Here is a 19,809-nt window from a genome sequence, read left to right as displayed (position 1 = left end):
GAGAGGATAGAGGGGGGGTAGGTGCGAAGGGGGGGGGCAGGGGGGCCACACTAACCCCCCCACAAGTCGGGGGGGGGGGGGGGGGGGGGGGGGGGGGGGGCTTCCCCCCCCCCTCCCCCCCCCCCCCCCTCGGCCGCGTAAGGAGTCCGATCGATTCCGAACTGACGCGTACGCGCCGCATATCCACCGTTTCCCAGCGGTAGAAAGCACCTTGGTGGCAGTCTGCTCAACGGCAGATACGCAAAGTATGAGATGTACAGGCAGGCAGCCGGAGGTGCACGTCCCGTGGCGTCCAATGTCAATCCCACCGTCAGGCGGCGCCGGCTGGGCCAGGAGCTGCGCAGGCTCCGCGAGCTCAAGGGCATGACGGCCGAGGAGGTGGCGGAGCGGCTGCTCGTGTCGCAGTCGAAGATCAGCCGGCTGGAGAACGGCCGCAGAAGCATCAGCCAGCGCGACGTGCGCGACCTGTGCGGGGTGTACGAGGTCGAGGACCAGCGCATCGTCGACTCGCTGATGGAGATGGCCCGGGACTCCCGGCAGCAGGGCTGGTGGCACACGTTCGGGGACATCCCGTACAGCGTGTACATCGGCCTGGAGACCGACGCCGAGTCGCTCCGGGTCTACGAACCCCAGCTGGTGACCGGACTGTTGCAGACGCGTGCGTACGCGGAGGCGCTGGTGCAGGGCGCACTGCCGGAGACGTCGACGGCGGAGATCGAGAAGCGGGTGCAGGTCCGCATGCGCCGACAGGAACGTATCACCGCCGAGGGCAACCCCCTGCGGCTGTGGGTGGTGCTGGACGAGGCGGCGCTGCGCCGGGTCGTGGGCAGCCGGCTGGTGATGCGGGAGCAGCTCGAGCACCTCATCGAGATGTCCCAGCTGCCGCACGTGACCGTGCAGGTGCTGCCGTTCGAGGTCGGGGCGCATCCGGGGCTCAACGGGCAGTACGCGATCCTGGAGTTCACGGACGCGGCCGACTCCAGCGTCGTCTACCTCGAGGGCGTCACCAGCGACCTGTACCTGGAGAAGGCGCAGGACGTGCAGAAGTACGCCGTGATGTACGAGCATCTTCGGGCACAGTCCCTCAATGTGGAACAGTCCCGGCAGTTCATTGCACAACGGGCCAAGGACTACGCCGACTGAGCCTGCTCCGCAGTGGGCGCCGGATCGTACACCATTGGTCCACTCCAGCGGAAGGCTCGCCTGGAATATGCCATCCGCTTGAGTGAACGACTCCTCCGGTGGCGCCAGTTGCCCGGTAGCGTCGATCACGCCAATCCGACGACAAGGTTGGCGTGAACCGCACCACCGCAACTCGCAACAGGAGTGGACATGGCACTGATTCAGGGCGCTTCGGAGACGTGGATGAAGTCTTCCTATTCCGCGGGCAACGGCGCCTGCGTCGAGGTCAAGTCGCCCACCACCGCGGAACTCGCCGTACGCGACTCCAAGGTCCTCGAGGGGCCGATCCTGGCCTTCCCCGCGGACGCGTGGAACGCCTTCGTCGCGTCGGTCAAGGCGTAAAGGGGGGCCCTTCCGGCCCACCCTCGCGGACGCCTCCGAAGACAACCGCACACGCATCACCCGCAGGGCCCTCTCGACCGGTCGCCGTCCTTGCCGAGAGGGCTCGGCCGTGCGGGTCGCCGCAGCGGCTAGGCCAGTTGGCCCTCGATGGCCGCCACGACCTCCGCCGAATCCGGCTCCGTCTGGGGGGAGAAGCGGGCGACGACCTGGCCGTCGCGGCCGATCAGGAACTTCTCGAAGTTCCAGCGGATGTCACCGCTGTGCCCCTCGGCGTCCGCGAAGCCGACGAGCCGCTCGTACAGCGGATGCCGCCCCTCCCCGTTCACCTCCACCTTCTCGGTCATCGGGAAGGTCACGCCGTACGTCGCCGAGCAGAACTCGGCGATCTCCTCGGCGGTGCCGGGCTCCTGCCCGAGGAACTGGTTGCACGGCACGCCGAGCACGGTGAAGCCCTGCGCGGCGTACCGCTCCTGCAGCTTCTCGAGCCCGGAGTACTGCGGCGTCAGGCCGCACTTGGAGGCCACGTTCACGATGAGGACGGGTCGGCCGGCGTACTGCGCCAGATCCGCCGGGCCGCCCTGGAGCGCGCCGATCTGCACACCGAGCACGGAACCGTTGAGGTCATTGGTGGTCATGCCCGGATGCTAGCCCTTCTCCTCCGCCGGGGCCGGGGCGGGCAGCGGCGGGCGAACCGCCGACGCCACCGCGTCCGCGGCGGCGGCCAGGATCTCCGGGGCGATGGCCGGGGCCTCGGCGGGGGCCTCGCCCTTGTCGAGATCGGCGTCGATCTTCTTGGTCGCGCGATCGAAGTACCGCAGCAGCTCCACCGGGAACGGCATGACGAGCGTGGAGTTCTTCTCGGCGGCCACCTCCACGACGGTCTGCAGCAGCCTGAGCTGCATGGCCTCGGGGGTGTCCGACATGATCCGGGACGCGTTGGCGAGCTGCTGGGCGGCCTGGAACTCGCCGTCGGCGGTGATGACCCGGGCCCGCCGCTCCCGCTCGGCCTCGGCCTGCCGAGACATGGACCGCTTCAGCGACTCGGGGAGCTGGACGTCCTTGATCTCGACCCGGTCGATGTGGATGCCCCAGCCGGCCGCCGGGCTGTCGATCATCAGGGCAAGCCCCTCGTGCAACCGCTCCCGGTCGGAGAGCAGATCGTCGAGATCACTCTTGCCGATGATCGACCGCAGCGAGGACTGGGCGACCTGCCCGACGGCGAAGATGTAGTCCTGCACCTCGATGGCGGCCCGCACCGGGTCGGTCACCCGGAAGTAGACGACGGCGTCGACCTTCACCGACACGTTGTCCTTGGTGATGCCCTCCTGCGTGGGCACCGGCATGGTGACGATCTGCACGTTCACCTTGCGCATCCGGTCGGCGAACGGGATGAGGAAGGTGATCCCCGGCTGCCGGTACGACGGCAGGGCCTTCCCCCACCGGAACACGACCCCCCGCTCCACCTGGTTGACGACCCGCATCCCGCTCCTCAGCACGAGCAGCACGAGCGCGGCCACGACCACCACTGCGACGACGGTGCCTTCCATGGCACTCCCATCCCGACGCGACGCGACGTCCATCCGTCCCGGACCCCCTGTCCGGACACCCAGGAGGACACCCACCCGCCCTCCACCGGATGCACCCCGCACATCAGGAATCCGTAAAGAAACCCCGGTTCCCCTCCGGTCGTCTCCCCTGTGGGGAGCGCCGATGAGAGCGGACGAGAGACGGGACTTGGGGGGCGCGTGCAGGAGTCGGTGATCGGACAAGTGCCGCCGGAGGCTGTGGTGCTGGGGCGGTTCTTCGCGGCGGATCCGGCCGGCCGGGCGCGGATGGCGGCCGGGGTGGTGGAGGCCGTGGGGGAGGAGCGGTTCGAGCAGGTGGTGACCGGCACGCTGGCGCGCACCGGGACGCCCGTGACCGTCGAGGACAGTCCCGACGGGCTGATCGTGAGCGGGCCGGAGGGCAGGGTGCGGGCCTGGGTGCGGCTGGGGCCGGGTGAGGACCGGATCGACGGCCTGCTGCTCGAGGGCACGCCCTACGAGCCCCCGCGGCGGCGCTCGCGCCTGCACGTTGCCGCCCCGGCCTGGCCGGCATACCTGGTCCTGGTCGTCCTCTGGAACGCCGTCAGCGTCTGGAGGGCGGCCGACCGGGCGTCCTGGGGGGCGGCCATGGCCGTCCTGGCCGCCGTCCTCGTGCTCGCCGGGGGTCTCGGTGCTCCCGCCCAGCAGCCCCGGGCCGTGCGCCGTGCGGTGGCGGCCGTCGCCCTGGCCGGCCTCGCCTCGGCCTGGCGGCTGCCCGGCCTGCCCTCCGGGGAGCCCGGCACGGGGCTCGCAGCCGCCCTCGCGCTCCTCGCCGGCGCCGTCGCCGTCGTGGCCGTCGCTCGTCTGCACCGGTGGCGCAGCCCCCTCTCCCAGCCCCTGCGGTTTCCACTGGAGGGGACCTGGTACGTGCTCCAGGGTGGCGGCCGGCTCGTCAACCACCACGCCGGGCACTCCGAACAGCGCGGTGCCGTGGACCTGACCGGGCTCGGCCCCCACGGCACCCGCACCCGCCCCGACAGCGCCGACCTGACCGCGTACGCCGCCTACGGCCGCCCCGTCCGCTCCCCCTGCCACGGCCGGGTCGTCTCGGCGGCCACCACCCTCCCCGACCAGCGCCCCGGCGAGCTGCGCTACCAGCCTCCCTACGGCAACCACGTCGTCATCGACACGGGCCGCGAGATCATCAAACTGGCCCACCTGCGCCCGGGCTCGGTCACCGTGCGGCCCGGCGACGTCGTGGAGCCGGGCCGGCTGCTCGGCGAGGTCGGCAACAGCGGCAACTCCACCGAACCCCATCTCCACCTCCACGCCGAGCGCGACGGGGTGGGCCTGGACCTCACGTTCACGGACGTACGGGGGCGGCTCTACCGGGGGCGCAGGATTCGGGCGGATTCCTAGCTTTTCGCCCACAATCGTGGGCGATACGCTGGGGCGATGGGCCTGGACCACGCCTCGCTGACCTCGCTCGCCGCCCTCGGTGACGACACGCGCCGCCGTATGTTCGCGTTCATACGGCGGGAACGGCGGCCGGTGACCCGGGAGGAGGTCGCCGACAGCCTCGGCATCTCCCGCAAGCTCGCCGCCTTCCACCTGGACAAACTGGTGACGGCGGGCCTGCTCCAGACCCGCTCCGAAGCGCCGGCGGGCATCCGCAAGGTCGGCCGCCGGCCCAAGGTGTACGAGCCGGTGCCCGAGGCCATCGCGGTGCACATACCCGAGCGGCGCTACGAGATGCTCGCCGACGTCCTCGCCGAAGCCGTCCTGACGGAAGGCGAGGGCGAGTCCGCCCGCGACGCCGCGCTGCGCGTGGCCTACCGGCGGGGGGAGAGCCTGGGCGGGTCCGAGCGCGAGCGGCTGCGCCCCGGCCGGCTCGGCGCCGAGCGCGGGCTGAGCCTGGCCGCCGACGCCCTCGAGGAGTTCGGGTTCGAACCCGAGCGCGCCGCGCCCACGCTGCTCCGGCTGCGCAACTGCCCCTTCCACCCGCTGGCCGGCAAGGCCCCGGACCTGGTCTGCGCGGTCAACCAGGCCTTCCTGGCCGGGTTCCTGAACGGTCTGGGCAGCGACCGGACCAGCGCGGTGCTGGCGCCTCAGCCGGACGCGTGCTGTGTCGAACTGCGTTGCGAGAACCAGGCCTCTTGACCCGCGCCTCGAATAAGACCAACAATCGTTGGTGAAATAGCGCGCGACAGCACGCCGGGCAGCTCAGGGACGAGGTGCCGTATGGCCGTCAACAGTGATCCCAACGATCCGCAGCCGCGTCTGCGTCAGGCGAAACAGCCGGTCAGCGGTGCGCTCGCGGGCCCGTACGGGCATCCCTTCCATCCCATCCTGGTCACCGTGCCGATCGGCGCCTGGGTCTCCGGCCTGGTCTTCGACATCGCGTCGCGGATCGTGCACCGGCCCGGCTTCCTGGCCCACGGCTCGGCCTGGCTGATCGCCATCGGTGTGCTGGGCGCCCTGGCGGCGGCCTGCGTCGGCTTCCTCGACCTGTTCGCCATCCCCAGCGGCACTCCGGCCCACCGCACGGCCCTGGTGCACATGGCGCTGAACCTGACGGTCACGGCCGCGTACGCGGCCAACTACGCCTGGCGGCAGGGCGGCGGATACCCCGCGGGGCAGGGCGTCGGATACGGGCAGCTGGCGCTCTCCGCCGTCTCGCTGGCCCTCCTCGGCCTGTCCGGTCACCTCGGCGGCAAGCTCGCGTACCGCTACGGCGTGCGCGTGGCCGAGGAGTCCGTGCAGGCCGAGGGCTACCGCACCGCCACCGGTCCCGCCCAGGAGTCCCGCCCCCGCCCCTGAACATCACCGACTCCGAACGACACGGAACGTCGCGGGATGTTTCGGAACATCTGGGAATATCTCGGCACGACACGGAACGACACGGAACCCTGGAGCACGCCATGGACATCGCCGCTCTCGTCGCCTGGGTGGTCACCGCACTCGGCGGATTCGTCCTGCTGGCCCGCTGGATCTCGCGCGGCGGCCTGCGGCAGCAGCAGACGGGGACGACCCGCTTCCCGGCCCCGCTGGTCTTCGGGCACTTCCTGCTCGCGGCGGCCGGGCTGGTCGTCTGGATCGTCTACCTCGCCGCCGACCGCTCCGCCCTGGCCTGGACGTCCTTCGGCATCCTCGTGGCCGTGGCCCTGCTCGGCTTCACGATGTTCGCCCGCTGGGTCCCCGTGTACCGGACCCCGGTCCCGGCCACGGCGGGCGGCGCCGCGAACGCCGACGACACGACCCCGGCGGAACGGCACCTGCCCGTCCCGGTCGTGGCCGCCCACGGCATCCTCGGCGCCGCCACCCTGGTGCTGGTGCTCCTGGCGGCGCTCGGCGTGGGCGGCAGCTGACCGGCGAGCGGGTCTACTCGACGTCCACCGGGCCGTCGTCCGACTTCCGGTCCTTGCCCGCGCGCAACTGCAGCAGGCCGTTGCCCTCGGGCTGCTCGCGACGGTGGCCGTCGGACTCCGGGCCGCTCAGGTTCTGCCGGACCGAGTCCAGGATGGTCAGGCCCTGGGACACCAGGCCGGCGGCGATCTCGCCGAGGCCGTCCGCGCCGTTCAGGACGTTGACGTTGGCGCCGGCCAGGCCGCCGGCGGCCTCCTTCACGATCTGCGGGAGCTGGTCGATCAGCATCCGGTCGAGCGCGACCCGGTCGTAGGAGGCCGCGGCCTCCGCCTGGATCTTCATGCGCTGTGCCTCGGCGGCGGCCAGGATCCTGACCCGCTCGGCCTCCGCCTCGGCCGGCTTCACGACCTCGGCCACGAGCTGCTGCTGGCGCAGCTTCGCCTGCCGCTGGGCCAGTTCCGTCTGCGCGGCCAGCACCTCCTGCTGGGCGTGCGCCTGCGCCAGCGGTCCGGCCTGTGCGGCCTCCGCCTGGGCGCGGTCCACCTCGGCCGAGTACTCGGCCTTCACGATGGCGGTCTGCCGGGCGTACTCGGCCTGCTTGCGGGCCGCCGCCTGCTCCGCCTCGACCGCGGCCTGGGTGGCCTGCGCCTGGGCGATCTGCGCCTGCCGCTGGATCGCGGCCTTGTGCGGCGCGGACATCGCGTCGATGTAGCCGGTGTCGCCGTCGTCGATGGACTGGATCTGCAGCGAGTCCACGATCAGGCCGATCTTCGCCATCTCCATCTTCGAGGTGTCCAGGACCTCGGCGGCGAGCTTCTGCCGCTCGGTGACGATCTCCTCGACCGTCATCGAGCCGATGATGGCCCGCAGATGACCGGCGAAGATGCGGCCGGTGAGCACCGACATCTGGTCCTGGTCGGAGAGGAACCGCTGGCCGGCGTTGATGATGCTCTCGTGGTCGTTGCCGACCTTGAAGGCGATGACCGCGCGGACGTGCAGCGCGATGCCCTGCCGGGTCACACACGTCTCGGTGACCTCGGACTCGCACATCGACAGGGTGAGGAATCGAACCTTTCGGAAGACGGGCAGCACGAACTTGCCGTGCCCCGTCACCACTCGGAACGGCGCGCCCCCCAGTCCCCGCCGGCCCCCCGAGATCAGCATCGCCTCATCGGGCGCGGGAACGCGGTATCCGAACATCCTTGTACTCCTCAGCCGGCGCCGGCGGAATCCCCGTCCAGCGCGTCCAATGGATCCACCCATTCGATGACGCCGACCTCGCGGCATCCCCGCGATTCGATCACGAGCACCGTCGCCCCCTTGGGCAGGGGATCCTCCGACCAGGCGAGGAAGGTCTCCGAGCCGCCCCTGACGCGCACCAGGACCTCACCGGGACCCGCTGATCCGCGCGTGCCGATGAGAACCTTCCCCGTGCAGCCGATCACGGCCTCGTCCTGCGGCATCACCGGCCGTCCTCCTCGTTCTGGCCCCAGGTTTCCGACGATAGCCCCAGGCGGGCGGGCACCCAATGGGGAGGGGCGGGCAAGGTGCCGCCGGGAGCGGCGAGAGGTGGGCGCGGGCCGGTCCTCCCGGGCCTCGCCATGACCCTGACGGAGTATCAGGGCCCCGGATGGCGCTCCCGGTGAGCGTGGGGGGAGATGTCGGATTAGCGTCTGAATCGAGCGCGAAATGGATCTTCTGACGATGCGCTCCATTCGACCCGAGGAGGAGTCATGCGCAAGCTCCACCAGGCCGCCGTCGCGGCCGCGTTCATCGGTTGCTTCAGCTTCATAGCCGTTGGCCCCGCGGCCGCCCGAGGCGAGGAAGGCATGCACGGCGGTGGGTGCAAGTCCCACGACATGAACATCGCCCTCCTCGATCAGATCAACATCGCCGGTGGCCTGGCCGGCAACCTGCTCAACGGTGAGGGCAACCCAGGTGCTCAATACGGCCACGTCGGTTCGGAGTGCGACGGCGGCTGGTGAGCCGTCGGCAATGCGCCTTCTCGGCCGTCAGTGACCCTCTCCGTTGATGTCGGAAGTGGATGCAGAAGGCCCCGGACCTGCCCGGTCCGGGGCCTTTCCGCTGCTCCACCGCATGTTCCCGGCAGGGTCCCGCCCGACCCTCAGACGGCGCGTCCCGGATCCGTGACCAGCAGCCGGTTGCCGACCCTCAGCGTCTCCAGCACCTGCGCCGTCGTGGTCTCGACCATGGCCGCCTTCTCCTCCGCGGTGACGCCGACGGCCTGCAGGAAGGTGACCTTGCCGTTGGGGGTGTCGATGGTGCCGAGCTGCGGGTCGGAGGTGAAGGCGAACACCGTCAGCCGGGTGTCGGGCCCGTCCTGAAGGTGCGGGTGCCCCGTGACCGGTTGCCGGAAGTCGACCCGGTGCCCGTCCTCCAGCAGGGCCTGGCTGCCGTTCACGTACTTCGCGATCTCCTGCAGCATCGCGTACGGCCACTGCGGCGGCTGCTCCTGCGACCCGCGCGGCACGCGCAGCGTGAGCTCGAAGCCCCACCCCGACCACTCGGGGTCGTCGTCCTCCTCCGGGACGTACAGCTCGCTCAGCCCGTAGGTCACGTAGTGCCAGTGCCCCTCGGCCGGGTACGCCGAGCACCCCTGGAGTGCGCCGCCCTCGAAACCCCGGGGCGGGAAGTAGCCGACGTGGAAGGGCTCGATCCCCGGGTAGAGGGGGGGCGAGCGCGGCGTCTATGGCGTCCCAGCCGGGCGCCTCCGCGGTGTCCTCGGTGTTCTCGCTGTGCTGCGTCACCGCCACATGATGACGGACGGCCGGACGCCGGCGCCCTCAGGGGGAGCCGGCGGGCGTCTCGGGCGGCAGCGGCTGCTCGGCCCAGATGGTCTTGCCGCCGGGCGTCTGCCGGCTGCCCCAGCGCTCGGCGAGCTGGGCGACGAGCAGCAGACCCCGGCCGCCCTCGTCGTAGACGCGGGCCCGGCGCAGGTGCGGGGCGGTGCTGCTGCCGTCGGAGACCTCGCAGATGAGCGTCGAGTCGCGAATGAGCCGCAGCACGATGGGCTCGCCGCCGTACCGGACGGCGTTCGTGACCAGCTCGCTGACGATCAGTTCGGTGGCGAACGCCGCGTCCGGCAGCCCCCACTCGGCCAGCTGCTCCACCGCCATCTTGCGGGCCCGGGCCACGCCCGCCGGGTCCTGCGGCAGTCGCCAGGTGGACACGTTGCCGGCGCCCAGCGCGGAGGTCCGGGCCAGCATCAGCACGATGTCGTCGGCGGGACGGCCGGCCTGCACGGTGCGCACCACCTGGTCGCAGGTGTCCTCCAGCGGTCCGGGCGGGCCGCCCAGCGACCGGCACAGCAGGTCGAGGCCGGCCTCCATGTCCCGGTCGGCCGCCCCGACCAGGCCGTTGGTGTAGAGGGCGAGCAGACTGCCCTCCTCCAGCTCCACCTCCGCGGCCTCGAACGGCAGGCCGCCCAGGCCCAGCGGCGGCCCGGCCGGCAGGTCCAGCAGCCGTACGGTGCCGTCGGGCGTCACCAGCGCGGGCGGCGGATGCCCGGCCCGGGCCAGGGCGCAGCGGCGGGAGACGGGGTCGTACACGGCGTACAGGCAGGTGGCCCCGACCTCGCCCGAGGCCCCCTCGCCGCGCCCGCGCACGTCCGGGCCCTCCTCCCGGTCGAGCCGGAGGACGAGGTCGTCGAGCTGGGTGAGCAGTTCGTCGGGGGCGAGATCGACGTCCGCGAGCGTGCGTACGGCGGTCCGCAGCCGGCCCATCGTGGCCGACGCGTGGATGCCGTGGCCCACGACGTCACCGACGACCAGCGCGACCCGGGCGCTGGACAGCGGGATCACGTCGAACCAGTCCCCGCCGACGTCCGCCCCGGTACCGGTCGGCAGATAGCGGTAGGCCACCTGCATCGCCGACAGCTCCGGGGGCCGCTCGGGCAGGAGGCTGCGCTGGAGGGCCAGCGCGGTGCGGCGTTCATGGGTGAAGCGGCGGGCGTTGTCCACGCTCACCGCGGCTCGGGCGGCCATCTCCTCGGCGAGCAGCAGATCGTCGTCGTTGAAGGACTGCGTCGTCCGGTGCCGGAGGAAGTGCACCAGGCCGAGTGTCACCCCCCGGGCGCGCAGCGGCACCATCATCACCGAGTGGATCCGGTGCCGGACCATGGTCTCCACACGGGCCGGTGACGAGCGGACCCACTCCCGCAGTCCCGGATCGCCCGGCAGCGGCCGGGTGCCCCGGCCGGCGACGAGTGCCCGCGCCGGCGGCGTCCCCACCGGGTAGACCACGGTGCCGCCGGTGGGGACCACCGACTCCGGGCAGCCCTCCAGCACCGACTGCTGCGCCGTGCGCCGGACGGTGACCGGCGCGTCCCGGGGGACCGGCTCCGGCTCGTCGCCGAGGGCCACGGACTCCAGCAGGTCCACGGTGACGAAGTCCGCGAACCCGGCCACCGCCACCTCGGCGAGCTCCTCGGCGGTCCGGACCACGTCGAGGGCGGTGCCGATGCGCAGACTCGCGTCGTTGAGGACGGCCAGGCGGCGGCGGGCCCAGTACTGCTCGGTGGTGTCGAAGAGGGTCGCGGACATGCCCTGCACGGCGCCGTTCTCGTCCTTCAGCGGCGAGAGGAACATCGACCAGGAGAGCTCCCGGACCTCTCCGGGAGCGCGGCCGTGCGCCTCGTGGAACACCGTCTCCCCGGTGCGCAGGACCTGCCGCTGAAGCCGGTCGAACTCGTCGAACGGCGGCGTCGGCTGCATCTCCCACAGGGTGAGCCCGCGCACCTCCGCCACGGTGCGGCCCATCACCCGGGTCATGGCCTCGTTGGCGGCCACCAGCCGGGCCTTACGGTCGTAGATCGCGACCGGCATGGGAAGCTGCCCGAGCGCGAGGTCCCACAGGCCCTGCGCCCCCGGCCCGGCACGCTCGGCGGCGTACGCCGGTGCGGCGCCGGTGACCAGCCACAGCCGCTCGCCCGCCGCGTCCAGCAGCGGCGTCCCCTGCAGCCGTACGACGACCCGGTTGCCGTTGCGGTGCCGCAGCGCGACCTCGCCGGCGCACCGGCGCCCGCCGGCCACGTGACGGCGCGCGGGCCCGGGCAAGGGGGCCGCGAGCAGGTCGGCGGCCGACCGGCCCACGATCTCGGCGGGCTCGTATCCGAGCAGCTGCCCGGCCCCGGCGCTCCAGACCAGGACGGCCCCGCCGGCGTCGACGACGACGGCGGAGCCCTCCGGTACGCGTTCCTCCAGCGTCACCGTGCCCGGGTACCCCACGGACCACGGCGTCCCACTCCGGCTCCTCGTGCGGCGGGCCGGCGGGACGGGACCGTCGGCCCGTCGGCCGCGGGCTTCCTCCTGGCACATGGCTCAGGAGGTGAGCCCGAGGGTCTTGAGGACGCCGGGGCTGAGGGAGACGCCGTTGTCGCGGCCGGGGCGCGCGTGCCCGTCCTCGACCCCGTAGACGCCCTGCGTGGTGTTCACCGGGGTGAAGCGGTTGCCGTCGAGTCCGTCGAGGAGCAGGACGTACTCCCTCCCGGCGGCGAGGTCGGCCGTCTCGGGCCCGGACCCGGGTGTCGTGTAGGCGACTTCGATCGTGCCGCCGGTGGGGGCGGAGCCTTTGGCCGTGGCCAGCACCTCGGCCGTGGCCACGGTCTCGGTGAGGCCGCCGGCCGTCTCCTGGTGCCCGGCGCCCAGCCGCGCCCGGACGATCAGCACGGAGGCGTTCTCCAGTCGGGCGGTGGTCGCGAAGTACGGCTCGTCGACGAGGGGACCACCGCTCCGGCCGGGCGCTTTGGCATCGTCGGGGGAGAACTCGGCGACTCCCGCGGCCACCGCGGCGGCGGCGCAGGCGACGGCGGCCACGAGGAGCCCGCGCCGGGAGACACGCCGGGCCGGGTTCCGCCGCGGCGTCCCGACGGGTCCGACGAGCTCCGCCAACTCGGCCCGGGCGCGCGGGGACAGGTCCCCGGCCGTCGGGTCGGGCACCGGATTGACGCGCCGGACGAGGGACTTCACACGAACCGTGCTGATCATGCCGACTCCTCGGGCTGGAGGGACGCGGGTGTGGCGTACAGGGAGCGGAAGGCCTCGCGGGCGCGGTGCAGCCTGACCCACACCGCCGGACCACTGCAGCCGAGCACCTTGGCGGTCTCGGCCGTGCTGAGCCCGTCCCAGTAGCGCAGCAGCAGGACGTCCCGGTGCCGTCCGGGAAGCCGCTCCAGGGCCTCGAGCACGCCGGTGTCCTCCTCGGACGCCGTCGCACGGCCCAGTTCGTCACCGATGCGCCGGTGCAGTTCGGTCAGCCGGGTCGCGGCGCGACGGTGGTTGCTCAGCAGATTGCGCGCGGTGACGAACAGCCAGCCGGTGCCCACCTCCGCGCCCTGCAGCACGCGTTCCCACGCGATCCGGAAGACCTCGGCCGTCAACTCCTCCGCCGCGCCCCGGTCACCGACCCGCCGGTACACGAACGCGGACACCCGGGGGTGGTCGCGGACGTACAGGGCCGTGAACCGTGCGGCACGCTCACGATCGGTCGCCGTCTGAATGTTCTCCACGTCCCGTACATGTCATGAGCCAATACTTCCTTACGGGCGCGGAGGGTCAGTCCGCGTTCGTCGCGGGTTTGGTGTGCAGGACCTCGCGGGCCTGGTCCGCCGCGCGAACGAGGCTTTCGGCGACGAAGTCGAGGAAACGGGCGGTGTTCTCGAGCCGGGCGCCGGCCGGCGTGCCGGGGCCGAGGATGCCGACACCCTGCCGAGCGGTCTCGGCGACCTGGGCGGTGGCCCGGGCGCTGGACATCATCGCCTGGTACATGACCTCGGCCATGCGCGGCACGCTGGTGCTGCGCACCGAGTCCGGCGACATCTCGGTGGGCGCCGCGGCCGGAGTGTCGGCCGCCATGGACGCCGGCACCGCATACGGCCGTGTCAGCAACTCCCTCAAGAGCGACGGCACCGCCGAACTCGCCATCCGCGCGACCACCTCCCACGGCGACATCACCGCCCGCAGCCTGTAGACCCGCAGTCCGCACCCGATCGCCCGGTACCAGCCCTTCACGCCGGCCATCGAGACCCTGCGCGGCCTGCTCGCCGTACAGCGGGGGACGTCAGGACGGGTTCCGTGCCGGGCACGCCCAGGGGAGCCGGGAGACCGACCAGCCGCCGCCCAGGGGGGCTCCCCCGGTTGCCAGCAGGGCTCCCGAGTGGGTCCGTACGGCGTCCGTCAGTGCCGCTCCGCGCAGCGCCGGCGCCAGTGAGAGGGCCTGCGCGAGCGCCGTGACGGCGGTTCGGGCCCGGCGTACCGCGCACATCTCGGGGTGGACGGCCCACACCTCGCGATCTGCTGCGGCGTCGCGCAGATGCGCGAAGGACATGAGCCCGCAGTCCGTCGGCGTGAGCACCGGGCCCGTGCCCCGTGCGTAGCGCGCGAACCGGTCCTGCGGCGCCAGCACCGCAAGCGCGCCCCCGGGGCCCAGCGTGAGCCCCGCGGCCCGGGCCTCCTCGGCGACCGCGCGCCCGAGCGCCGTCCAGTCGGGTTCGTCGTCCTGGACGACGGAGAGGGCCCGCACGCCCAGGGCCACCGCCGCCTCGACGATCGTCCGGGCCAGCGCCTCCCCGTCCGGTGCCCAGCTCAGTGCGGGCGCCCCCGCCCGGACGAAGGGGAGCAGGCAGGCAAGCCCGGCGGCCCCGTACACCGGCAGGGCCCGGCGGGCGCCCTCCGCGCAGGTGTGGCCGACGACGGCTGCGTGGCCGCCGCCGGCGACGGTACGGGCGACCTCGGGCGTCTCGTCGTACACCTGCCACTCGGCGGCGTCCGGGCGGGCCGTTCTGATCCGTTCGAGCTGGCCGAGAAGGACCGCTCCCCAGGCCGTGCGCGGACCGGTCAACGGTGTGACGAAGGCGACGCTCGGCCTGGTCATCCGGTCAGCCCCAGATCAGGGAGTCGCTGCTCGCGGCGACGACCCGGGCCTCGGCGCCGGCCGTCGCGGTGCTCTGCGCGCCACCGAGGACGAGGGCCGCGGCGACGACCGCGAACAGGCCGGAGAACAGGCCGCGGAGCAGATGAGAAGCAGACATGAGGGTCCCCCTGGAAGATCGTCGTTCGGTGGGTGATGCGTGTGTGTTCAGCGGCTGTCGCTGTGTGATCAGCATGTTCCGGCGCGGCCGTCCGCGGCTACGCCGCAGGGAGTTCCGGGACCGGCCATGGCCAGGGGCGGACGGCGGCCGGGGCAGGTGGGGGACGGTCCGGCTGTCCGCATCACGGACCGCGGCTTCTCCGCCGGACGACCCGTTCCTAAGATCACGAGGGAGCGCTTCAGGGGGACGGCGCTCGTTCGATCAGTGGGGGACGATTCCAGGTGGACGCACGCCCGCGAGCGCAGGAGCTCTACCGTCTTGCTCTCGACAACGCCGCCTGGCGCCCGGAGACGCTCACCGCGACCGGTGGCTGGACCGGGACGGAGCTGGCCGAGGCCCTCCGGCTGCTCAGCCGGCTCGGCCTGTTCGTGCCGTCGTCCGACAACCACAACGGCTGGACGGCGCTCGCCCCGGACACCGCGCTGCGCAAGCTGCTCCTCGACGAGGAGCAGCACACCGACGCCCTGCTGGCCGCGGTACGGCAGACACGCTCCGCGCTCGCCCAGGTCGTCACCGACTTCCTGCCGGTGCACGCCCGTGAGCTGTCCTCCGTGCAGATGGAGGTGGTGACCGGGGTGGCCAATGTGTCGGCCACCCTGGAGGACGCCTCGCAGCGCGCGGCGGAGGAGGTGCTCTCGCTGCACCCCGGACGTGCGCTGCCCGCCGAGATGGTCGAGGCGGGGCTCGAACGCGACCGGCTCGTCCTGGGCCGCGGCGTACGCATCCGTACCGTCCATCTGGGCTCGGCCGCCGCCGTTCCGCACATGACGGCCTATCTGCGACGGCTGAACGGCGCGGGCGCCCAGGTCCGCACCGCGCACACCCTGCCGCTGCGGCTGATCGTGGTGGACCGCTCGCTGGCGATCGTGCCGGCGTCCCGGCCCGTCACGGGAGAGGACGGGGAGATCGCCGCCGTCGTGCTGCGCAGCGAGACGCTGGTCGGGGTGTTCCGGGGGATCTTCGAGCACTGCTGGGCCAGTGCCGCCGTGCTGACCGAGTCCGCGACCGAGAGCCCCGAGGGCGACTGGCACCCGACCGGCCGCCACCGTGAGCTGGTGCGGATGCTCGCGGGAGGACTCACCGACGAGGCGATGGCCCGCAAGCTCGGGATCTCCGAGCGCACGGTCCGCCGCCTGGTCTCCGAGCTGACCGAACGACTAGGCGCGGCCAGCCGCTTCCAGGCCGGGGTCTGCGCCGTCCGGCTCGGCTGGCTCGACGACTGACGCCTGCTGCGGGGCGGCCGCACTGCGGCCCCAGGCCGTGCCCGCGAGCACCAGCACCGCACCCAGCAGCCCCAGCCATCCCGGCCGGTCCCCCGCGAGCGCGATCCCGACGACGGCGGCCCACACCGGCTCGGTGCCGAGCAGCAGACTGACCCGGGAGGGCGACGTGCGGCGTACGGCCCACATCTGCACGAAGAAGGCGAACAGCGTGCAGAACACCGACAGGTAGAGCAGTCCGAGCCAGTTCCCGGCGCCGAAGTCCGCCGCGGCCGCCCACGGAGTGCTGCCGGTGCCGGGTGCCAGGGACAGCAGCGCGAACACCACGACCGAGCTGCCCAGTTGGACCGTGGTCATCGACAGGGCGTCCGCGCCCTGCACCGACCGCAGGCGTGACATCGCCAGAACGTGCACGGTACGGGCCACGGCCGCGCCGAGCATCAGCAGATCACCGAGCGACGGCGCGCTGAACCCGGCGCCCTGGGTGAGGAGCAGGACACCCAGCACCGAGAGCCCCGCGGCCGCGACGAACGACGCCGAGGGCCGGGTCCCGGTGAGCCGGCTCTCCGCGAGCGGCGTGAAGATCATCGTGAGGCTGATGATGAGCCCGGCGTTGGTCGCCGAGGTGTGCACGACGCCGTACGTCTCCAGGAGGAAGATCCCGGCCAGGATCAGCCCGAGGAGACCGGCGCCCCGTATCTGGGCCCGCTCGAGCGCCCGCAGCCGGCGCCACCCGGTGACGACCAGGACCGGCAGCACGACGGCGAACCGCAGCACGAGCACGGCCAGGACGGTCCGTGTCGTGGTGATGTCCTTGGCGGCGAGGTAACTGGAGCCCCACACCACCGCGACCAGCAGGACGGGCAGATCGGTCAGCCAGGCGCGGCGGGCCGCAGTGATGGGCATGGGGACTCCTAGGCGGCAGACGGTGAGGGGGCGGTGCGGCGGCTCAGCGCGCGGTGTAGGCGATCACCAGGACGTCGCGGTGGGCGGCGAGTTCGGGGTCCACCGGCTGCACCGGGGTCACCGAGTGCAGCGTGCGGCGGTCGTCACCCAGCAGCAGGTCACCGGGCTCCGACAGGGTAACCGTGAGCAGGTGCTCGCCCTCGTCGGTGTAGACGCCGCTCTCACCGCCGGTGACGTTCGTGCGGCCGATCAGCAGGGAGGTGATGAAGGTGACGCCGTCCCGGTGCCGGCCCTCGGGCGCCGGCTGGCCCTGCTGGTTGGCGGAGGCGCTGATGCGGTAGGGGTGCAGCTTCACGTTCCACGACTCCGTGCCGTCGACGGCGGTGAAGATCCGGCCGAGTTCGACGAGGAGGGAGCGCAGCAGCGGGTCACCGGCGAAGGACTCGGTCAGCGGGTCGAAGATCCGCTCGATGCCTCCGTTGAGCGGGTTGATGTCCGACTCCTGGCGGTACGGCTCGTGCGGCAGCAGGGTCAGTTCACCCGCGGCCGGGTCGAGCCCGAACTGGCCGTAGCGCCGGAAACGGTACGTGCCTCCGTCGGCCATGTACGTGTCGAGGGTGAGGTCGTCCCAGTGGGCGGCGAAGCGCGCCCAGTCGGCGGCATCGACACCCGCGAGTGCGGAGAGCTGCGCGGAGGGCATCAGGTGACCGCCGGGACCGGCGAGGGCGTTGACGGCGTCGACGGCTACGGGGTGATGAGCGGTGGCAGTGGTCATGGCGGTTCCCTGGAGAAAGAGGTGGAGAAAGAGGACGAAAGAAGGAAACGAACGAGGTCAGACGGTGACGAGCTGGGCTCCGGCACGGGCGAACGGCGCCGACTCCGCGTCGATCGCCCGCTCCTCCCACGCCTCCCGGTCGCGCAGGTACAGCGGTGCTCCGGCGGTGATGGAGCGGGTGTCGGCGCCGCCGGTGCGCAGCGTCCAGGTCACGGACCCGGTGGTGCGGGAGGCGCAGGCGTCGATGAACACCTGGGTGGCGAGGCGCAGTTCGCCGAACCAGCGGCCTTCGAGGGCCTCCCGCGTCCACACCTGCTCGAGGTGCCGCTTCTCCCGGATGAGTTCGGCGTCCAGACAGGCGCTCTCGACGTGCCGGTAGCTGCTGAGCAGGAGCCAGGCGGCGGGCATTTCGCGGATTTCGAGCACCTTTTCACCGTGGTCGAGGTGCTCCAGGCCGGAGTAGCGGCCGAGCCCGTACGCGCCGACCCTCCGGTTGAGACGGTCGATCAGCACGGTCAGCGGCAGCGGTTCTCCGTCGAGGGCGACGGGCAGCCCGTGTTCGAACGTGACGGTCAGGGTGTCGGTGTCACCGGGCACGGCGGTCGGCCGGCTCCACGCGTACATCTCCTCCGGGACCTCGTGCAGCTCGGGATCGTCGAGGATGCCCGACTCGAACTCACGGCACCACAGGTTGGAGTCGCCGCTGACGATCCGCCCGGCGAGCAGATCGATTCCGGCGGTCCGCAACTCGCTGAGCTTGTCGTCGCGGGTGACGGGGTCGAGGTCGTACGGGCTGCCGAACGCGCCCTCGTAACCGAGCAGCGCCAGCGCCCCGTTGAGGCGGCGCAGGGTGTTCTGGGAGCGGTTGGCGGTGTGCAGGACGGCCTGCGCGCCGAGCGAACGGGCCAGTTCGACCGCGCTGTGGGCGATCAGCGGCCGGCTGAGGGTGGAGCTGACGGGGTGGATGCCGAGGTAGACGGCCTGCGCGGCGATCGCGGGAGCCACGTACCGGCCGGCGAACTCGGCACGCCGGTCGAGGATGTGGATCCTCGCACCCAGTGCTTCGGCCACCTGCCGCTTGTAGGTGCTGGACTCGTCCTCGCCGATGTCGACGCTCACGGCGTGCACCTCGCGGATGCCCATCCGCCGCAGCCGCAGCAGCAGATACGAGCTGTCGAGTCCGCCGCTGAACAGGGTCACGACGGGGCGGTCCGGGTCCAGGGAGTCGAGCTGCGAGAAAGAACGTATGAGCGGGGAAAGCATGGCCTCTCCAACCTCTGCGCTGGTCACAGGTGGGAGCCTGCCGTGCCGGGCAGTGCCCGACAATGGATTCCCGGCGTCCACGCCCGGCCATGACCGGACCCGGAAACACCCTGCCTCGGGCCAGGGGGTGTGCGCCGGACCGGGTCGCGCCTCCACGGGGTGGAGCCTGGCCAGGACCGGTGCCTCGTCGTCGTACGAGCCGATGGGGAGGACCTGGGCAGGGTGAAGGACTCTGGCGGCGTCCCGCCCGGCCGCCACTGCCCGGTGATGCCGCGGGCCGGGGTGGGGTGAACCGAACCCCGGACCTCCGTGCGGACACGATGGTGGCGGGGCGGCGTCGGCGGAACCCTTGAGGGGCCGGGCCCACCGGCTCACTTCTCGAGGGGGATCTCATGGCCAGCACATCCGTTCGCACCCTGCCCACCGCGGCCCTCCGCATCCGCCGGGTGATCCGCGAGCCGTTCACGGCGGCGGCCTGGCGAAGGGCCGCCTATGCCGTGCTCGCCTTCCCGGTCGGCGTCCTGTGCGTCCCCCTGGCCCTGATCGGTGGCCCGGCCGGGCGCGTTCAGCGCGGGCTCGTCCGTCGCCTGCTCCGCGTCGAGCTGCCCGGGAGGCGGCGGGGCCTGGGCCATGCCCTGCTCGCCACTCCGGTGAACCTCGTGGTCATGGCGGTCACGGTGTACGGCTGGTCGATCGTCCCGATGAACCTCGGCTGGCCCCTTCGCGCCGGTTCCGACTACTCCGAGGCCTGGGGCGGCCCGACGTTCGCCGGTGCCTACGCCTTCCACGCGGTCCTCGGCGGCCTCGGATTCCTGCTGCTCATGCCCTGGCTGGGCCAGGCGATGGCCTCGCTCCAGCTCCGCATCGCCCGCCTCCTGCTGGCCTAGGGCCTCTCGTTTGGATCTTGCCGGGCTCGCGGACCCTGGCACCGCGCCTCGCGGCGTTGTCGTCGGTTGCCATGGCTCCGCCATGTCGCCCTCCTCCGCCTTGCGATGCACGGCACCAGACCCCGCTCCCTGATCCGGCCTGATCCAAACGAAAGACCCTAGCTCCGCACACGGCACTTCCCGGCCGTCCGCACAGGAACCTTCCCCCGGTGAACGTCCCGGCCGCAGAACTAGGTTG

Annotated in this window: 22 protein-coding genes and 2 pseudogenes; 10 read left to right on the top strand and 14 right to left on the bottom strand. The window is 72.3% G+C overall.

The features are described 5' to 3' along the window. Positions 1-285 precede the first annotated feature (285 nt). Both ACZ404_RS27150 and ACZ404_RS27145 read left to right on the top strand, forming a co-directional pair. Positions 286-1,143 carry a helix-turn-helix domain-containing protein gene (locus ACZ404_RS27150; protein ID WP_468444233.1) on the top strand — a complete coding sequence of 286 codons (858 nt, stop codon included), beginning with the start codon at positions 286-288 and terminating at the stop codon, positions 1,141-1,143. Between the two features lie 189 nt (positions 1,144-1,332). Next, the gene (locus ACZ404_RS27145; RefSeq protein ID WP_468444231.1) at positions 1,333-1,524 is read left to right on the top strand and encodes a DUF397 domain-containing protein; all 192 of its coding nucleotides are present in this window, start codon (positions 1,333-1,335) and stop codon (positions 1,522-1,524) included. Between the two features lie 128 nt (positions 1,525-1,652). On the opposite strand, the gene ACZ404_RS27140 is transcribed toward ACZ404_RS27145, so the two are convergent. Then, positions 1,653-2,159, bottom strand: coding sequence for a glutathione peroxidase (locus ACZ404_RS27140; RefSeq protein WP_468444229.1), 507 nt, complete (start codon positions 2,157-2,159; stop codon positions 1,653-1,655). 9 nt (positions 2,160-2,168) lie between these two features. Next, entirely contained in the window at positions 2,169-3,071 is a 903-nt protein-coding gene (locus tag ACZ404_RS27135) for a slipin family protein (protein WP_468444227.1), read from the bottom strand. A 210-nt stretch (positions 3,072-3,281) separates the two neighbouring features. Between ACZ404_RS27135 and ACZ404_RS27130 the strand changes: the two genes are divergently transcribed. From ACZ404_RS27130 to ACZ404_RS27115, 4 genes are all read left to right on the top strand, one after another. Then, positions 3,282-4,466, top strand: a complete 1,185-nt coding sequence (locus tag ACZ404_RS27130; protein ID WP_468444225.1) for a M23 family metallopeptidase — start codon at positions 3,282-3,284, stop codon at positions 4,464-4,466. A 36-nt stretch (positions 4,467-4,502) separates the two neighbouring features. Further along, the gene (locus ACZ404_RS27125) at positions 4,503-5,207 is read left to right on the top strand and encodes a helix-turn-helix transcriptional regulator (RefSeq protein ID WP_468444223.1); all 705 of its coding nucleotides are present in this window, start codon (positions 4,503-4,505) and stop codon (positions 5,205-5,207) included. A gap of 81 nt (positions 5,208-5,288) precedes the next feature. Continuing rightward, complete coding sequence (locus ACZ404_RS27120) at positions 5,289-5,867, top strand: DUF2231 domain-containing protein (protein ID WP_468444222.1); 579 nt, start codon at positions 5,289-5,291, stop codon at positions 5,865-5,867. Between the two features lie 101 nt (positions 5,868-5,968). Next, positions 5,969-6,415: a hypothetical protein gene (locus tag ACZ404_RS27115; protein ID WP_468444220.1), complete on the top strand. Its 447-nt coding sequence runs from the start codon at positions 5,969-5,971 to the stop codon at positions 6,413-6,415. A 13-nt stretch (positions 6,416-6,428) separates the two neighbouring features. Here ACZ404_RS27115 and ACZ404_RS27110 read toward each other — a convergent pair whose 3' ends face one another. Both ACZ404_RS27110 and ACZ404_RS27105 read right to left on the bottom strand, forming a co-directional pair. Further along, positions 6,429-7,613 (bottom strand): flotillin family protein, encoded by a 1,185-nt coding sequence (locus ACZ404_RS27110; protein WP_468444218.1) that lies wholly within the window; start codon positions 7,611-7,613, stop codon positions 6,429-6,431. Positions 7,614-7,624: 11 nt separating this feature from the next. Continuing rightward, the gene (locus ACZ404_RS27105; RefSeq protein ID WP_468444216.1) at positions 7,625-7,876 is read right to left on the bottom strand and encodes a hypothetical protein; all 252 of its coding nucleotides are present in this window, start codon (positions 7,874-7,876) and stop codon (positions 7,625-7,627) included. A gap of 270 nt (positions 7,877-8,146) precedes the next feature. On the opposite strand from ACZ404_RS27105, the gene ACZ404_RS27100 reads away from it, so the two are divergent. Continuing rightward, a complete protein-coding gene (locus ACZ404_RS27100; RefSeq protein WP_468444214.1) occupies positions 8,147-8,398 on the top strand; it encodes a hypothetical protein in 252 nt (83 codons plus the stop codon). 140 nt (positions 8,399-8,538) lie between these two features. On the opposite strand, the gene ACZ404_RS27095 is transcribed toward ACZ404_RS27100, so the two are convergent. From ACZ404_RS27095 to ACZ404_RS27075, 5 genes and pseudogenes are all read right to left on the bottom strand, one after another. Continuing rightward, complete coding sequence (locus ACZ404_RS27095) at positions 8,539-9,090, bottom strand: suppressor of fused domain protein (protein WP_468444261.1); 552 nt, start codon at positions 9,088-9,090, stop codon at positions 8,539-8,541. A 127-nt stretch (positions 9,091-9,217) separates the two neighbouring features. Then, complete coding sequence (locus ACZ404_RS27090; RefSeq protein ID WP_468444259.1) at positions 9,218-11,635, bottom strand: SpoIIE family protein phosphatase; 2,418 nt, start codon at positions 11,633-11,635, stop codon at positions 9,218-9,220. 117 nt (positions 11,636-11,752) lie between these two features. Continuing rightward, on the bottom strand, positions 11,753-12,418 hold the full coding sequence (locus tag ACZ404_RS27085; RefSeq protein ID WP_468444212.1) for a hypothetical protein: 666 nt from the start codon (positions 12,416-12,418) through the stop codon (positions 11,753-11,755). Continuing rightward, positions 12,415-12,939, bottom strand: a complete 525-nt coding sequence (locus tag ACZ404_RS27080) for an RNA polymerase sigma factor (protein ID WP_468444210.1) — start codon at positions 12,937-12,939, stop codon at positions 12,415-12,417. Before ACZ404_RS27080 ends, ACZ404_RS27085 begins: the two co-directional genes overlap by 4 nt. A 46-nt stretch (positions 12,940-12,985) precedes the next feature. Further along, positions 12,986-13,204: pseudogene (locus ACZ404_RS27075) on the bottom strand (MarR family transcriptional regulator); the annotation flags it as partial. On the opposite strand from ACZ404_RS27075, the pseudogene ACZ404_RS27070 reads away from it, so the two are divergent. Further along, positions 13,197-13,400 (top strand): annotated as a pseudogene (locus ACZ404_RS27070) (DUF4097 family beta strand repeat-containing protein); the annotation flags it as partial. The pseudogenes ACZ404_RS27075 and ACZ404_RS27070 sit on opposite strands and share 8 nt — an antisense overlap. A gap of 90 nt (positions 13,401-13,490) precedes the next feature. Here ACZ404_RS27070 and ACZ404_RS27065 read toward each other — a convergent pair. Both ACZ404_RS27065 and ACZ404_RS27060 read right to left on the bottom strand, forming a co-directional pair. Beyond that, the gene (locus ACZ404_RS27065) at positions 13,491-14,303 is read right to left on the bottom strand and encodes a hypothetical protein (protein WP_468444208.1); all 813 of its coding nucleotides are present in this window, start codon (positions 14,301-14,303) and stop codon (positions 13,491-13,493) included. A gap of 4 nt (positions 14,304-14,307) precedes the next feature. Next, positions 14,308-14,460, bottom strand: coding sequence for a hypothetical protein (locus tag ACZ404_RS27060; protein ID WP_468444206.1), 153 nt, complete (start codon positions 14,458-14,460; stop codon positions 14,308-14,310). Between the two features lie 281 nt (positions 14,461-14,741). Between ACZ404_RS27060 and ACZ404_RS27055 the strand changes: the two genes are divergently transcribed. Further along, complete coding sequence (locus tag ACZ404_RS27055; protein ID WP_468444204.1) at positions 14,742-15,743, top strand: helix-turn-helix transcriptional regulator; 1,002 nt, start codon at positions 14,742-14,744, stop codon at positions 15,741-15,743. On the opposite strand, the gene ACZ404_RS27050 is transcribed toward ACZ404_RS27055, so the two are convergent. The 3 genes from ACZ404_RS27050 to ACZ404_RS27040 are packed head-to-tail and all read right to left on the bottom strand — an operon-like array spanning position 15,678 to position 18,684. After that, the gene (locus ACZ404_RS27050; protein WP_468444202.1) at positions 15,678-16,646 is read right to left on the bottom strand and encodes a DMT family transporter; all 969 of its coding nucleotides are present in this window, start codon (positions 16,644-16,646) and stop codon (positions 15,678-15,680) included. The genes ACZ404_RS27055 and ACZ404_RS27050 overlap by 66 nt on opposite strands. A 43-nt stretch (positions 16,647-16,689) precedes the next feature. After that, entirely contained in the window at positions 16,690-17,421 is a 732-nt protein-coding gene (locus tag ACZ404_RS27045) for a 2OG-Fe dioxygenase family protein (RefSeq protein ID WP_468444200.1), read from the bottom strand. Positions 17,422-17,478: 57 nt separating this feature from the next. Then, positions 17,479-18,684 (bottom strand): argininosuccinate synthase-related protein, encoded by a 1,206-nt coding sequence (locus ACZ404_RS27040; protein ID WP_468444198.1) that lies wholly within the window; start codon positions 18,682-18,684, stop codon positions 17,479-17,481. Between the two features lie 392 nt (positions 18,685-19,076). Between ACZ404_RS27040 and ACZ404_RS27035 the strand changes: the two genes are divergently transcribed. Then, the gene (locus tag ACZ404_RS27035) at positions 19,077-19,571 is read left to right on the top strand and encodes a hypothetical protein (RefSeq protein ID WP_468444196.1); all 495 of its coding nucleotides are present in this window, start codon (positions 19,077-19,079) and stop codon (positions 19,569-19,571) included. The last annotated feature ends 238 nt before the right edge of the window (positions 19,572-19,809 follow it).

The sequence above is a fragment of the Streptomyces sp. NPDC030798 genome, assembly GCF_055572275.1.
Note: the sequence above shows the minus strand (reverse complement) of the source record. Positions and strands in the feature narration are given on the sequence as shown.